Below are 13,395 nucleotides of genomic sequence, written 5' to 3'. Positions count from 1 at the left end.
CGGCCCGTTCGCGGCCCGGCCGGAGGTGGTCGGGAGCCGTGCCCGCGGAACGGGAACGCGATGCGGTACCCGGGCCGTTGAACCGGTACAGTCGCCGCACACGCGCGGCGCGCGCGGCACGCGACTGGAGGTAGCGGGCGGGATGGGGATCGGATACCTGCTGCTGTACGCCGCGTTGGCGGTGGTGGCGCTCTGGCTGGTCGCCGAGCTGCTGCTGCAGAACCGGGCCCCGCTGCACTGGCGCGGCCTGGCGCTCGCCGGCTTCCTCGGGGTCGCCTGCGGGATGGTCGTCGGGTCCGTCCCGGTGATCGGCGCGGGCGCGGCGATGTTCGCGGTCGGCCAGACCTTCGTCACCCTCTCGGTCAAGCGCGGGTACGCGGGCGGCTGGTCGCTCCGCACGGCCGACGGCGGCCTGCCCGGCCCGCTCGCCAAGGTGCCGCTGCTCGGTGCGCTGACCGGCGGCGGCGCGGTGGCCGTGGCCGCCGTGGTCGCGGCGGAGCGGGTCGGCGAGGTCGGTGTCGTGGAGGAGGCCCCGGAGCCCGCCCCGGTGGCCGAGGACGTGCCGGCCGTCGAGCAGACCGCCGCCTTCGAGATGCAGGAGCTGGCCGGGGACGGCGTCTACGCCTCCGCCTACTACGAGCAGCAGCAGACCGAGATGCTCCAGGCCGTTCCCCAGCCGGACCCGTACGCCGAGGCCTACCAGGCCGGGTACGACCCCGGGCAGCAGCAGGCGGCCTGGGACCAGAACGCCCAGCAGCAGTGGCAGACCCAGCAGCAGCCCGCCTTCTCGTACGACCAGGGGTACGGCGGCTACCAGCAGCAGGCCGTGCCGCAGCCGGACCCGTACGGCGGCTACCAGCAGCAGGGCCTCCAGCAGCCGGACCCGTACGCGGGCTACCAGCAGCAGCAGCCCCAGCCCGCCCAGTACGGCTACGACCAGCAGCAGTGGCAGCCCCAGCCCGAGCAGCAGCACCTGGACCACCACCAGCAGCAGCCCCACCCCGACCAGAACCTCGGCCAGGGCATCCCGCAGCAGCCGCAGTACGACCAGTACGGCTACCAGCAGCAGCCCACCTGGCAGCAGCAGGGCTGACCCCCCGGGCGTAGGCCGGGGCGGTGGGCAGCGGCGGCCGGTCCAGCGGCGGCCGGTGCGGCGGCCCGGGATCAGCTCCCGCTCGGCGGCGCGCTCCGGGCGTCCCGGTGCTCCGCCGCGGCCCGCTCCGCCGCCTGCTCCACGAACGGCCGGAGGAACTCCGGGACCATGACGAGCGGCTCTCCCCCCTGGGCCCTCATCAGCCGGTGGAGCCGGGCCTCCACCGGGATCAGCGCGAGGACCTGCCGGTCGGTCTCCGTCTCCGGGTGGTCGGGCCCGTACCACTCCTCGTCCAGACGGAGCGCCTCGCCGGCGGCGGCGAGGGCGGCCGCCTCGTCGCCGAGCCAGGTGTGGACCCGGGAGAGGTTGACCAGCGCGGCGGGCAGCTCCGTGCGCACCGGTGAGGTCGCCTGCCGAAGCCGTGCGACGGCCGCCACCAGGTCGTCCCGCGCCTCCTCCAGCGCGGCGTCGTCGTCCAGGGGACCGGCGGCCAGCATCCGGCAGCGCCCGCGAAGGGCCAGCAGGGACGTGTGCAGATCGCTCTGCTCGCCGAACCGGTCCAGGACGATCTCCTCGGCGGCGCCCAGCAGCGGTGCCGCGTTCTCGGGGCACTCCCGGTCGAGCTCCGCGTCGGCGGTGCCGAGCAGGGACTCGACGTACAGGCGGTCGCGCCGGTCCGGGTGCTCGTCGGCCAGGACCCGGAGCACGTGGTGCGAGTGTTCCGCCCGGGTGTCGGGGTCGTTCGTCGCCCTGGCCATCAGGGACGCGTCCGTGCGGAAGGCCATGTCCCAGGTGGACCCGTCCGCCGAACCGAGCGCGTCGGCCTGCCGGATCGCCCAGGCGTTCAGCTCCCGGGCCTCGTCGATCCGCCCGAACTGGTGCAGCAGCCTGGTCCGGACGTGCGTGGCGAAGAACAGGGCCTCTCGCGGCGCACCCAGGTAGGCCGGATCGGGCCGCCGCGGGTCGGGGAGGTGGGCGAGGGCGGTCTCCGCGAGGTCGGTGCGGGCGAAGTCGTGCGCGATCAGGCCGAGGTGGGCGTAGGCGTGGCTGATCGCCGACACCTGGCCCGACGGCGTGACCAGCGCGATGGCAGCCTCGATCTCGGACACGGCACCGTCCATGTCGCCGGTGAGCGCCAGCGCGCGGGCGCAGCCGACCAGTGCGTCGAAGAGCGGCCTCGGCCCGGTCATCCCCTGCCGGTAGGCGTCGTCGGTCAGCTCGTACACCGTCCGGGCGAGCGCGAGGGCCTCGTGCTCGTCCCCGAGACCGGTGAGCTGCTGGGCGAGCCGGGCCGCCAGCGCCACGACCGCCGGGCCGTCGAAGCCCGCCTCGACGGCGTGGCGGAGCGCGCTCTGGGCGTGGCCGACGACGGAGTGGAAGCCCCGGTGGTGGTGCTTCGCGTCGTCGTGGACGATGCCGACGCACAGGCCGACGGCCGTCTCCACCCACGTCAGACCGTCCTCGTGCCCGGCCCGGACGACGCGCTGGACGAGCGAGTGCACGCTGATGTGCCCCTGCTCGACGGTCATGAGCCCGTAGGACGCCAGGGTGGCGACGGCGGCGTCCCGCCGCAGCGGGTCGGACAGCTCGACCCTGGCCAGGGAGCCGGTCTCGTCGTCGACCACGCCGCCCCATTCGAGCGTCGTGTCCGTCCTGCGGCGGCGGAGGAAGCGGGTGCGGTACTCGGTCTCGGTGGCCCTGGTCGCGGTGACGAACGGGCGGACCGGGGAGGAGTCCAGGAGGTCCGCGCGGAGCGCCTCGCTCCCCAGGTAGGCCATCAGGTCGAGCAGCCGCACGGCCAGTGGGTCGATGTCGCGGACGGCGTCGCAGGCGAGCCGCACGGTCCGGGCCACCGGGACGGGGTGGCCGCTCACCTGCCCCATCTCCAGGACCCCGACCGCGTCGCGGTCGAGGCGGGCGAGGTAGTCGGGCACGCCGATGCCGACCGTGTGGCAGTAGTTGACGGCCTGCGCCAGGGCCAGCGGGTGGTCCCCGAGGGCCTCGGCCAGCGCCTCGGCCTCGGCCTCCGCGAGGGCGTCGAGGCTCCGGTCGAGGAACTCCCTCGACTCGGCGCGGCTCCACACGCCCAGGGGGAGGTGCCGGTAGCCCTCGTCGAGGCGGTTGACGGTGCTGGTGATGATCACGCGGCAGGCGTCGAGACGGGGGACGATGCCCCGGACGGCGTCCGGGTCGGTGACGCCGTCGATGATCAGGAGGGTGGCCGACGTGCCGGGCAGCCGCGCCGCCACCGGGCCGCGGAGGGTTTCGATCCCGGGCGGGCGGGGCCCGGCGTCCGTGTCGCGGGCGAGGTGCTCCAGGCCGGCCATGACGCTGGCGCGGGTACTGCCGTCGATGACGAAGGGCGTCAGCCGCCTCCCGGACGGGAGCGCCGCGAACTGCACCGCGAGGCTGGTCTTCCCCGAGCCGGAGATGCCGTGGACGACGACCGGCGCCACCGGGTCGACCGAGCCCGGCCGGAGGAGGGCCGACAGTTCGCGCAGCTCCCGCTCACGGCCGGTGAACAGCGGGTCCGGCACCCAGCGCGAGGGGTCGTGGCCGGGAGTCGCCGGGCAGCCGAGGGCATCGGCCCGCTGCAGCAGCACCGCGCGCAGCTCGTCCGCACCGAGGTGGCGGTCCGCCCTGGACCGCGCGGCCTCGGCGGCGGACCGCTCCCGGACCGTGGCCGCGATCCGGCGCCGCCGCGCCGACCGGGACTCGGGCACCTCCGTGCCCGCCTCCCGGATCCGGTGGACCAGCGCCTCGTAGCACTCGGCGGCGTGGCGCGGGTCGCGGCCGTTGGCCTCCAGGTACCCGGCCGTCCGCCGCACGCCGACGTCGGAGATCTCGTTCCGGCGGGGCAGCGGGTGGCGCGGGAGCGAGAAGTGGGAGAGGAACTCCTGGGCGGCCCCGCGGTCGACGCCGAGGTCGCGGGACAGCCGGTCGACGGCGCTCCGCGTGGCCTCCGCGTCCCCGCCGTGGCAGGCCTTCCACAGCTGCTGCGCCGGGCCGCTCATGCCGGCGTTGCTCAGGAACGCCGTGGTGCAGGCGCGGCCCGACTCCGTCCAGACGGCGTACAGGTCGCTCAGCACCCGGTCCGCCTTGAGGGCGCTCCACGTCCACCCGGCGTCGGCGGAGTGGTGCGGCTCCCGGTGCTTGATCGAGACCAGCTCGGGCAGGCCCTCGACCGGTAGCAGGATCACGTCCGTCGAGTGCTCGATCAGTACGCCGGCCAGGCCGTCGCCCAGGTGGTCGAGGACCATCAGGGCGATGCACTCGTCCTGGTACTCGAACCGGGCGCGGGTCTGCGGCGCGGTGTTCCGGGCGTCCTCGGGGAGCCGCCCGGCCACGTCCGGGAGGATCGGCGGACGCTGCCCACTGTCGTTGTCACCCATGGTGAGAGCCTAGGGCCGGGGTGTGACACTCCGCAGGGACCCCGCGGACCCCGCGGACCCGGTGGACCCGGTGGATCATGCGGGTCCGGTGGTCCCGCGCAGGCGGTGGGTCCGGCGCCCACGGCGGGTCCCGGGCCGGGCGGGACCGTCAGGCGGGGCCGATGAGGTTGGCCACGATGCAGGCGGACATGCCGACGCGGGCCAGACCGCCGCCGGGGTGGGCGGCGCCGCCGGTGAGGTAGAGGCCGGGGAAGTCCTCGTTCGGGGCCTGGAGCAGGTCCCCGCCCACGCCGGCCAGGGCGGGCGGCGGGACGGAGCCGAAGAAGGAACCGGCGTCGCGCTCGGTGTGCTCGGGGGTGCGCACCACCCGCCAGAGCAGCCGCTCGCGCAGGCCGAGCCCGGCCGCGTCGGCCTGGTCCAGCATCCGGTCGGCGAAGGCGTCGGCGATGCCGGGCGACCACCAGTCGAAGTCCAGCGAGGGGGTGGTCGCGGTGAGCACGACGCTCTCGTGGCCCTCCGGGTGCAGGGACGGGTCGTCCGGCCGCAGCACCTGGACGGTCGGGCGCTCGGACAGCGGCGCCGCCGGGTCGAAGACGCCGGCCAGCTCGGCGGCCGGGTCGCCGGCGTGCACCACCGTGCGGTGCACGGTGCCGGCCGGACGCGCACCGCGCAGGGCGAGCAGCACACTGACCCGCCCGGGCACGCCGTGCAGCCGCCCCGCCGAGGCGGGCCAGTCGTCCGAGGACTCGGCCGGGCCCATCCACTGGGTGTGCAGCACCCGGGTGTCGATCGAGGAGACCACCAGGTCGGCGTCGATCCGGTCGCCCTTGGTCTGCACGCCGCAGACCCGGCCGTCCCGGGTCTCCACCTTGGCGACCGGCGTCCCGAAGCGGAACTCCACCTTGCGCTGCTCGCACCGCCGGTGGAACGCGTCGGCCAGCGCGCGCAGGCCGCCCCGGACGTACCAGACGCCGAAGGACTGCTCCATGTACGGCAGCACGGTGGCCCCGGCGGGAGCGGTGCGCGGGTCGAGGCCGAAGCGCAGCGCGTGCTCGTGCAGCAGGGCGGTCAGTGCCGGGTGCCCGCCGAGCTGCTCGGCGGCGACGTCCGTGAGCGTCCACTGCCGGGGGCCGCGCCGCCGGCCGAACAGCCCGCGCCGCTCGGCCCCCGGCACCGGGTACGGGTCGGTGTGCAGCGGCCGGGCGTCGGCGGGGAGCGGCTCCTCCAGCAGTGGGCGGCGGGTGGCCTCCCAGACCGTGCGGCCGTGGTTGAGCACCGCCGCCCAGCGTTCGCCGGCGCCCGGGCCGAAGGCCTCGTCGAGGGCCTGGACCACGCCGCCTCGGGAGGCGTTGGGCAGCGACAGGGCGGTGCCGTCGGCGAACAGGTGGCGGCTCTCCGGGTCGACCGGGGCCAGCTCGACCAGTTCCTCCAGCGGCTCCCGCCCGGTCTTCAGCGCGAGGTCGCGGTAGACGGCGGGGAGGGTGAGCAGACCGGGACCGGTGTCGAAGGCGAAGCCGTCGCGCTCGTACCGGCCGACCATCCCGCCGTACGTGTCGCGCGCCTCGCAGACCGTCACCCGGTGCCCGAGGGTCGCCAGCCGGGAAGCCGCCGCGAGCCCGCTCATACCTGCGCCGATGATGACGATCCGTGCCATGGTCCGAATCCTAGGCGCGCCGGACCGGCTCGCTTTCCACCGGGCTTCCGGGAGCGGCGGCGCGGGCGGCCTTCCGTTCCCGCCGCCGGGCCCGGAAGGCCCGGATCCGGTTGACCGCGAACCAGACCAGCAGCAGGCCGACCAGCAGCAGGACGGCGGCGATCGAGGCGGCCAGCCACGGGTGGAAGATCGCCAGCGTGACCAGCCCGGCCACCGACACGTCCTCGGCCAGCGAGACCGCGATGTTGCTGGCCGGCTCGGGCGAGGTGTTCACCGCCATCCGCAGCGAGGCCTTCACCAGGTGGCTGACCAGCGCCGTGGTGCCGCCCATCGCGCCCGCCGCGACCTCGCTCAGCGAGCCCGGGTCGGTGGAGGCGATCAGCGCGCCGACGGTGGCGCCCGCGACCGGCCGGATCGCGGTGTGGGCGACGTCCCAGAGGCTGTCCACGTACGGGATCTTGTCGGCGACGGCCTCCAGCAGGAACAGCACGCCCGCCGCGACCAGCACGTCGGTGCGCTCCAGCGCGGGCGGTACCGAGTCGGCTCCGGCGAACCGGCCGAGCAGGCCGAGCAGCAGCACCACCGCGTACGCGTTGATCCCGCTCGCCAGCCCGCTGGTGAAGATCAGCGGGATGATCGTCATCCGTTCCTCCTCGCATGCCCGCCGGGATCGGCCCGGCTCGCCGTACCGTACCGGGACGCCGCCCGCGGGGCGCACGGTTCCCACCGGCGGTTCCCGCCCTGACCGTCTGAGTACGGATACTCAGGTACCGGGTTGAGTAGCTGCGCGGATGGCCTGCGACCTGCGGAGACGGGAGAGTGGTGGCACCGGGACGGCGGCGCGTCGGGCGCCCCGCCCCGGAGCTGCGGACGGGCGTCGTCCGCCGGTCACGGGGGACCGGCTGACGCCGCCGACGTCCGCACCGGAGCCGGTCTGAGGCCGCGCACCGCCGGCACGGGGCGGCGGAGCGGGCCAGGGGGGACCGGCGCACCGGAGGGGGAACGGGGGAACCGGGGGGAACGGGGGAAACCGGGGCGTCCGAAGCGCCGTCCGTGGGGGACGGCGCTTCGGGTACCCGGGGGCCGGCCGGAGCTCCGGACGGATTGTCAGTGGTGCCGGTCACGATGGAGGAGCACGGATCACCCGGTCCGCGCGCTGCCTCGGAACGGGGGAGACCATGACCGTCAGCCGTCCTGAGCCCGTCACCGCCCGCCTCCACTCCGCCGCCTACCGACCGGGCGCCCCCCGGCCCGCCCACGGGCCGGCCGCCGGCGCCGACGTGCACCCGGTGCTGCGCCGGGTCGCCGCCCCGCCCGCCGCCCTCGACCTGCTCGCCGACGCCCACCGGACCCTGGCGCGGTCCCGCTCCCTGGAGGACCCGCTGGAGCGGTACGCCGCCGCGCACCTCGCGGCGCTGCGCACCGTCGCGGCGGTCCTCGCGGTGCGGGGCCGGCCCGAGAAGAGCCCCCGGCGCCGCCGGGCGATCCGCAGCGCCTGGGAGGTGCTGCCCGAGGTCGCGCCCGAACTCGCCGAATGGGCGTTGTACTTCGCGGCCGGCGCGCGTCGCCGGGCCGCCGCCGAGGCCGGGATCCGGGGCGCCGCCTCGGCCCGGGACGCCGACGACCTGATCCGCAACTCCGCGCTCTTCCTCCGTCTGGTCGAGCGGCTGCTCGGCCTGCACCCGGCCCCGCCCGCCCCGCGCCTGCCGCTGGACGGCGCCGACGACCCGGAGGCCGCCGGGTGACCGGCGGCACGGGTGCGTCGCCCGCGCGGTCTAAGGTGGAGGCAACCTGATCGAAACTGCACGTGCCAAGGAGTCCCGCCTTGTACCCGACGCGTCCCCGCAGTGCCCTGCGTACCGCCGTGGTGTGGGAGGTGGTGCGGGCCGCCCTGGAGAAGCGGGCGGCCGAGCTGGACCAGCCGGTGCTGGACGTGGTGGACACCGGCGGCGGCACCGGCAACTTCGCCGTGCCGGTGGCCCGGCTCGGCCACCGCGTGACGGTGGTCGACCCGAGCCCGGACGCGCTGTTCGCGCTGGAGCGCCGGGCCGCCGAGGCCGGCGTGACCGACCTGGTCCGCGCCGTGCAGGGGGACACCCAGACGCTCCCCGAGCTGGTCACGCCCGGCAGTGTCGACGCGGTGCTCTGCCACGGCGTGCTGGAGGTCGTGGACGACCCGGCCGAGGCGCTCGGCAGCCTGGCCGGCACCCTGCGCCGGGGCGGTTTCGTGAGCCTGCTGGCCGCCAACCGGAACGGCGCGGTGCTCGCCCGGGCCCTCGGCGGCCACTTCGCGGAGGCCCGTGCGGTGCTGACCGCCGACGACGGCCGGTGGGGCGAGAGCGACCCGATGCCGCGCCGCTTCACCGGTGAGGAACTGGACCGGCTGGCGGTCGGGGCGGGCCTGCGGGTGGAGTCGGTGCACGGGGTGCGGGTCTTCGCCGACCTGGTGCCCGGAGTCCTGGTGGACACCGAGCCCGGTGCGCTGGAGGCGCTGCTCAAGCTGGAGGAGGCCGCCGCCGGGCAGCCCGCCTTCCACGCCGTGGCGACCCAGCTCCACCTGCTGGCCACCCTGGCCTGACCGGCCCGTCCGCCGCCGTTCGCCCCCGCATCGCCGCCGCGTCCCCGGGCCGTCTCCTCCCCGTCTCCTTCGGATCTCCCCAGGTCCGGGCCCATTCCATCGGATCGGGCACTTGTCCGGCGTCCGTCGCGTTGAGGACAGTGCGGCAGGGAGCCGCCCGAGTGGCCCGGCCCACGCGTGGTCGACCACTCCGGAACCGGCCGGTGGACCGTATGATCTGGGTAAAGCCGGAAAGCATGACAGCCGGATGCTCGGGGCATATGGACGACACGGGCCCGGGCCTCCGCACAGGCGTCCGACCGCGTGTTCTGAAGGCTGATTGGACATGCCTCCCCGACCGGGGCGGCGGACCGGTCGCACCCGCGACCGACGAGTAGGAGGACTCCGTGCCGCTCTCGGAGCACGAGCAGCGACTGCTCGACCAGATGGAGCGAGCGCTGTATGCCGAAGATCCCAAATTCGCGTCGGCGCTTGAGGGAACCGGTCTGCGCACCCACACCCGGCGACGGGTCTACCTGGCCGTCGGTGGCTTCGTGGTGGGCATCGGCCTGCTGATGGGCGGCATGGTCGTACCCGACCAGATCTGGGTCAGCGTGGTCGGGTTCCTGGTGATGCTGGGGTGTGCCGTCTTCGCCGTGACGGGCTGGCGCCGAGGACCCGCCGGGCAGGCCCAGGCCACCGGGCCGGCCGCGGCCCCGCGCCGCAAGGCAGGCATGATGGACCGGGTCGAGCAGCGCTGGCAGCGCCGGCGCGACGAGCAGACCGGCGGTTTCTGAGCCGGTCGTCCGGGGCGGACGGAGGGCGAGGCCGGACCCTCAGGACACCGGGCGGACGAACGTGACGAGGGCGGGCAGTCGATCGACTGCCCGCCCTCGCTGCTTCCCCGGGCCCGCTGCCGGGCCCGGGGGAACCGGGGTCAGGACTCCGGCCGGTCGCCCTTCCGCCGCGACAGCACCCGGCGCACCGGCCCGGTGACCGCCGCGGTCACCCGCGCCACCCGGCGGCGCGTCGTCAGCCGGGCCGCCAGCACCGCGTCCGACAGGCGCCACCAGAGCTGCGCCGAGGACGCCGGGAGCAGCAGGGCCCTGGTCCGCCCGCGCCGCCCGGCACCGGCCCGCAGGCCGGCGCGGGCGGTCCGGACGTCCGTCGCGAGCGGCGTGGTGACCTGCGCGGTCCGGGCGTAGAGCACCTTCTCGGTGGCCAGCGCCACCCGTCCGGCGGCTGCCGCCGAGACCTCGTCGAGCTCGGCGGTCTCGGCGATCCGGCGGGCGGCGGAGCGCGGGGTCCGCGAGTCGTCCGGCGGGATGCCGAGGTCCCACGCGGAGTCGATCAGCTCGGCCCAGGCGGCCAGCACCTGTTCGTCGGTGAGCTCGGCGGGCCCCTCGCCGCCGGGGCGGCGCCGCCCGCCGGCCCCGAGCCGGCGCCGGCGCAGCAGCGCCCGCCAGACCATCGGGGTGAGCAGCAGTGCGAGCACCACCAGGACCGCGGCCAGGGTGGCCAGGCTCCGCCCGGAGAGCAGCAGGGAGTCCTCCTGGGCGCCGGTGGCCGCCCTGTCCTGGTCACCGCAGTCGCCCATGCGGCGCTGCTTCGGGTCGCAGTCGGGGTTGGCGGACGGCAGCGGCACCGAGGCGCTGGGCTGCGGGGCGACGGTCGGCTGCGCGGTCGGCTCGTTGGTCGGGGCGACGACCGGCTCGGTGTACTGGGGCTGCACGCCGCGGCTCGGGGTGGGCTCGAAGCGCATCCAGCCGAAGCCCTCGAAGTACAGCTCGGGCCAGGCGTGGTACATCGAGTCGGTCACCGAGTAGACGTCGCCGGCCTTGACGTCGCCGGGTGTGAAACCGAGCGCGACCCGGGCGGGGATGCCCAGGGAGCGGGCCATCGCCGCCATGGTGGAGGCGAAGTGGACGCAGTAGCCCCGGCGCCGTTCCAGGAAGTCGGCCATCGCGTCGCTGCCGTTGTCGGGCCTGGTCTTGACGTCGTAGGTGAACTCGGGGCCGGTGAACCAGTCCTGCAGCGCGACCGCCTTGTCGTAGGGGGTCTTCGCCTTCTGGGTGACGGTGGCGGCCTTCTGGCGGACGACCGGCGGCAGGTCCCTCGGCAGGTCGAGGTACTGGGCCCTGATCCGTTCGGGCGCCGGCGGGACGCTGCGCAGCTCGTTGGCGGTGGGCGCGAGGTACAGGGAGGTGACCGAGTAGCTCAGCCCCTTGATCGCCTTGTCCCGGGTGGGCTGGAGGGCCGAGGTGAGCGGGTCGAGCTGCCAGTCGCCGTTGTTGCGCAGGGAGACCGTCCGGGCCGGGTAGGGCATCGGCAGCCAGGCGTTCTCCAGCCGCTCGCCGATCCTGACGCTGGTCCTCAGCTCCGGGAGGTCGCGCCCGCTCAGGCCCTCGGGGGGCGGCAGGGTGCCCTTGAACTCGGTGGCGTCGGTGGAGCTGAGCTTCCACCGGGTGCCGTCGAAGGCGTCCAGCGAGCCGGTGCGCAGGTAGGTGCTGTCGGCCGCGGGGCTGTCCGTCTTGTAGGTGAACAGCTCGACGTTGCGGGGCGCGGGGAGCGCGTCGTTGAGGGCGACCAGCGGGTCGAGGCTGTTGAACCCGCCCCCGCCGCCGTGACTGCCGGAGCCCGCGCTGTTGCCGGTGTGCACCAGGCCGAAGCTCCAGCGCGGCAGGAAGGTCGGCAGCAGCAGGGCGATCGCGAGCGCCACCACGCCGACCTGCCGCCCGCTCTGGCTGAGCCCGCCGAGACCGCCCTCGGTGCCGCGCGAGGTGCCGCGGAAGACCCGGCCCCAGCGGGAGACCCGGTCCTGGCCCTCGGCGAACAGCAGGACCAGGTAGCCGGCGGCCGCGGCCGCGAACCAGAGCCAGCTGCCCCGGTCGCCGGCCAGGCCGTTGCCGACCGAGTAGAGCGCCAGCAGCGGGAGCCCGGCCAGCGCCGAGCGCCGGTAGGTCACCGCGACGGTGTCCACCGCGATGGCCATCAGGCCGATCGAGGTGACCAGGATCAGTCGCAGGCCCGGGCTGGGCGGGGCGGGGATGGCGTACTCGCGGACGTCGTCCAGGCCCTGCTCGAACACCCGGCCGAGGGCGCGCACCGACTCGGGGCCGGGGACGATCCCGCCCCAGGAGGCGCCCGAGGCGGCGAAGCCGAGCAGCAGCAGGACGAAGAGCACGGCCAGCTGGCCGAGCGGGACGGTCCAGCGGTAGAAGGGGGTGCGCCGCAGTCCCGCGCCGACCGCGGCGAGCACGGCGACCACCAGGTAGGCGTGGGTGATCCAGCCCCTGGTGGTCAGCAGCGGGGTCAGGCAGAGCGCGGCCAGGGCGGTGGCCAGCGCCGAGTACGCGGTCAGTTTGGCCCGGGTGGTCACGCGCCGGCCTCTTCTCGGTAGGGGGAGGACGCCTCGGCCCGGTCGGCGGCCCGCCACAGCTCGGGGACGGAGTCGCCGGCGCGGACGGGCAGCACCGTCCAGCCGGCCTCGCGCAGGCGGAGCACCCGGTCGCGGAACTCGTCGCCGCCGGTGTCGGGGGCGAGCATGCGCAGGCCGGCCCAGGTGCCGGTGTCGAGCAGGAAGACCACGGCGCCGCCGGTGCGGCTGCGCAGCCGGGCCAGCCGGGCGGCCTGCTCCTCGTCCAGGTCGCCGAGGACGGCGACCAGCAGGCCCTCGCCGCCGGCCCGCAGCGGCTCCTCGGCGCGCGAGAGCCCGGCGCCGTCGGAGAGGTCGGCCACCGCGAGGGCGTCCAGGATCAGGCCGGAGGCGTCGGCGGCGTTGTTGCCGCCGCCCGTGCCGCTGCCGGGGACGGCGAGGCCGGTGTCGGTCAGCAGCCGGGTCTGGTAGCCGCGCTCCAGCAGGTGGGCGGCGACCGAGGCGGCGCAGGAGACCGCCCATTCGAAGGAGGAGGCGGGGCCGCTGCCGCGGTGGCCCGTCTCGCGGGTGTCCAGCAGGACGGTGGCGCGGGCCTTGCGGGGCTGCTCCTCGCGGCGGACCATCAGCTCGCCGTAGCGGGCGGTGGACTTCCAGTGCACCCGGCGCAGGTCGTCGCCGGGCCGGTACTCGCGCAGGATGACGTCGTCGTCGCCGGCCAGCGCGAGGGCGCGGGTGTGGCTGTCGCCCTGTCCGGCCCACTCGCCGCTGAGCCGGATGTACGGCAGCGGCACGATCTGCGGGACGACGGTGAGCACGTCGGAGGCGGAGAACGAGCGGTTCAGCTCGCACATCCCGAACGGGTCGGAGAGCCGCAGCTGGAGCGGGCCGAGCGGGTAGCGGCCCCGCAGGTCGGAGCGGACCCGGTAGGAGACCTCGCGGTTGCCGCGCGGCTCGACCCGGTCCAGGACGAACCGCGGGCGCGGCCCGAGCACGTACGGGACCTTGTCCTCCAGCAGCAGCAGGCCGGTGGGGACCCGGGAGACGTTGTCGACCCGCAGGTGGACCCGGGCCTCCTGGCCGGCCACCGCGCGGCGCGGGCTGAGCCGGCGGCCGCTGGCCACCCGGTAGCGGGTGTTGGCCAGCAGCAGGGCGGCGGCCAGCGGCAGGGCGGCGAGCAGCACGCCGACGCGCAGCAGTGCGTCCTGGTCGAGCAGGTACGAGCAGACCACCGCGGTCAGCCCGGCGGCCAGGAAGGAGCGGCCCCGGGTGGTGAGGCCGCGCAGTCCGGCGCGGAAGCCCGACGGTTCGTCGGACGGGCCCACC

At 75.7% G+C, this 13,395-nt stretch carries 9 protein-coding genes; 4 read left to right on the top strand and 5 right to left on the bottom strand.

What is annotated here, in order from left to right; translation table 11 throughout:
- Positions 1-142 precede the first annotated feature (142 nt).
- Positions 143-1,093 (top strand): hypothetical protein, encoded by a 951-nt coding sequence (locus AC067J_RS01555; RefSeq protein WP_478295928.1) that lies wholly within the window; start codon positions 143-145, stop codon positions 1,091-1,093.
- A gap of 71 nt (positions 1,094-1,164) precedes the next feature.
- Here AC067J_RS01555 and AC067J_RS01550 read toward each other — a convergent pair whose 3' ends face one another.
- The 3 genes from AC067J_RS01550 to AC067J_RS01540 all read right to left on the bottom strand — a co-directional run bounded on the left by AC067J_RS01550 (position 1,165) and on the right by AC067J_RS01540 (position 6,782).
- Positions 1,165-4,485, bottom strand: coding sequence for a hypothetical protein (locus AC067J_RS01550; RefSeq protein WP_478295927.1), 3,321 nt, complete (start codon positions 4,483-4,485; stop codon positions 1,165-1,167).
- A gap of 148 nt (positions 4,486-4,633) precedes the next feature.
- Positions 4,634-6,139, bottom strand: a complete 1,506-nt coding sequence (locus AC067J_RS01545; protein ID WP_478295926.1) for a phytoene desaturase family protein — start codon at positions 6,137-6,139, stop codon at positions 4,634-4,636.
- A 10-nt stretch (positions 6,140-6,149) separates the two neighbouring features.
- On the bottom strand, positions 6,150-6,782 hold the full coding sequence (locus AC067J_RS01540) for a DUF4126 domain-containing protein (protein WP_478295925.1): 633 nt from the start codon (positions 6,780-6,782) through the stop codon (positions 6,150-6,152).
- Between the two features lie 535 nt (positions 6,783-7,317).
- Between AC067J_RS01540 and AC067J_RS01535 the strand changes: the two genes are divergently transcribed.
- The 3 genes from AC067J_RS01535 to AC067J_RS01525 all read left to right on the top strand — a co-directional run bounded on the left by AC067J_RS01535 (position 7,318) and on the right by AC067J_RS01525 (position 9,493).
- A complete protein-coding gene (locus AC067J_RS01535) occupies positions 7,318-7,884 on the top strand; it encodes an SAV_6107 family HEPN domain-containing protein (protein WP_478295924.1) in 567 nt (188 codons plus the stop codon).
- 80 nt (positions 7,885-7,964) lie between these two features.
- Positions 7,965-8,717 (top strand): methyltransferase domain-containing protein, encoded by a 753-nt coding sequence (locus AC067J_RS01530; RefSeq protein ID WP_478295923.1) that lies wholly within the window; start codon positions 7,965-7,967, stop codon positions 8,715-8,717.
- Positions 8,718-9,103: 386 nt separating this feature from the next.
- Positions 9,104-9,493, top strand: a complete 390-nt coding sequence (locus AC067J_RS01525; RefSeq protein WP_478295922.1) for a DUF3040 domain-containing protein — start codon at positions 9,104-9,106, stop codon at positions 9,491-9,493.
- Positions 9,494-9,633: 140 nt separating this feature from the next.
- On the opposite strand, the gene AC067J_RS01520 is transcribed toward AC067J_RS01525, so the two are convergent.
- Both AC067J_RS01520 and AC067J_RS01515 read right to left on the bottom strand, forming a co-directional pair.
- Positions 9,634-12,075, bottom strand: a complete 2,442-nt coding sequence (locus AC067J_RS01520; RefSeq protein WP_478295921.1) for a transglutaminase TgpA family protein — start codon at positions 12,073-12,075, stop codon at positions 9,634-9,636.
- Positions 12,072-13,394, bottom strand: coding sequence for a DUF58 domain-containing protein (locus AC067J_RS01515; RefSeq protein WP_478295920.1), 1,323 nt, complete (start codon positions 13,392-13,394; stop codon positions 12,072-12,074). The genes AC067J_RS01520 and AC067J_RS01515 overlap by 4 nt, the downstream gene beginning before the upstream one ends.
- Position 13,395 lies beyond the last annotated feature (1 nt).

Source organism: Kitasatospora sp. NPDC042419, from assembly GCF_056437345.1.
The sequence above is the reverse complement of the archived record's forward strand: the minus strand, read 5'-3'. Positions and strand labels throughout refer to the sequence as shown.

Coding starts and splice junctions, on each gene's coding strand:
- AC067J_RS01555 (WP_478295928.1), top strand. CDS start 143: ATGGGGATCGGATACCTGCTGCTGTACGCCGCGTTGGCGGTGGTGGCG.
- AC067J_RS01550 (WP_478295927.1), bottom strand. CDS start 4,485: ATGGGTGACAACGACAGTGGGCAGCGTCCGCCGATCCTCCCGGACGTG.
- AC067J_RS01545 (WP_478295926.1), bottom strand. CDS start 6,139: ATGGCACGGATCGTCATCATCGGCGCAGGTATGAGCGGGCTCGCGGCG.
- AC067J_RS01540 (WP_478295925.1), bottom strand. CDS start 6,782: ATGACGATCATCCCGCTGATCTTCACCAGCGGGCTGGCGAGCGGGATC.
- AC067J_RS01535 (WP_478295924.1), top strand. CDS start 7,318: ATGACCGTCAGCCGTCCTGAGCCCGTCACCGCCCGCCTCCACTCCGCC.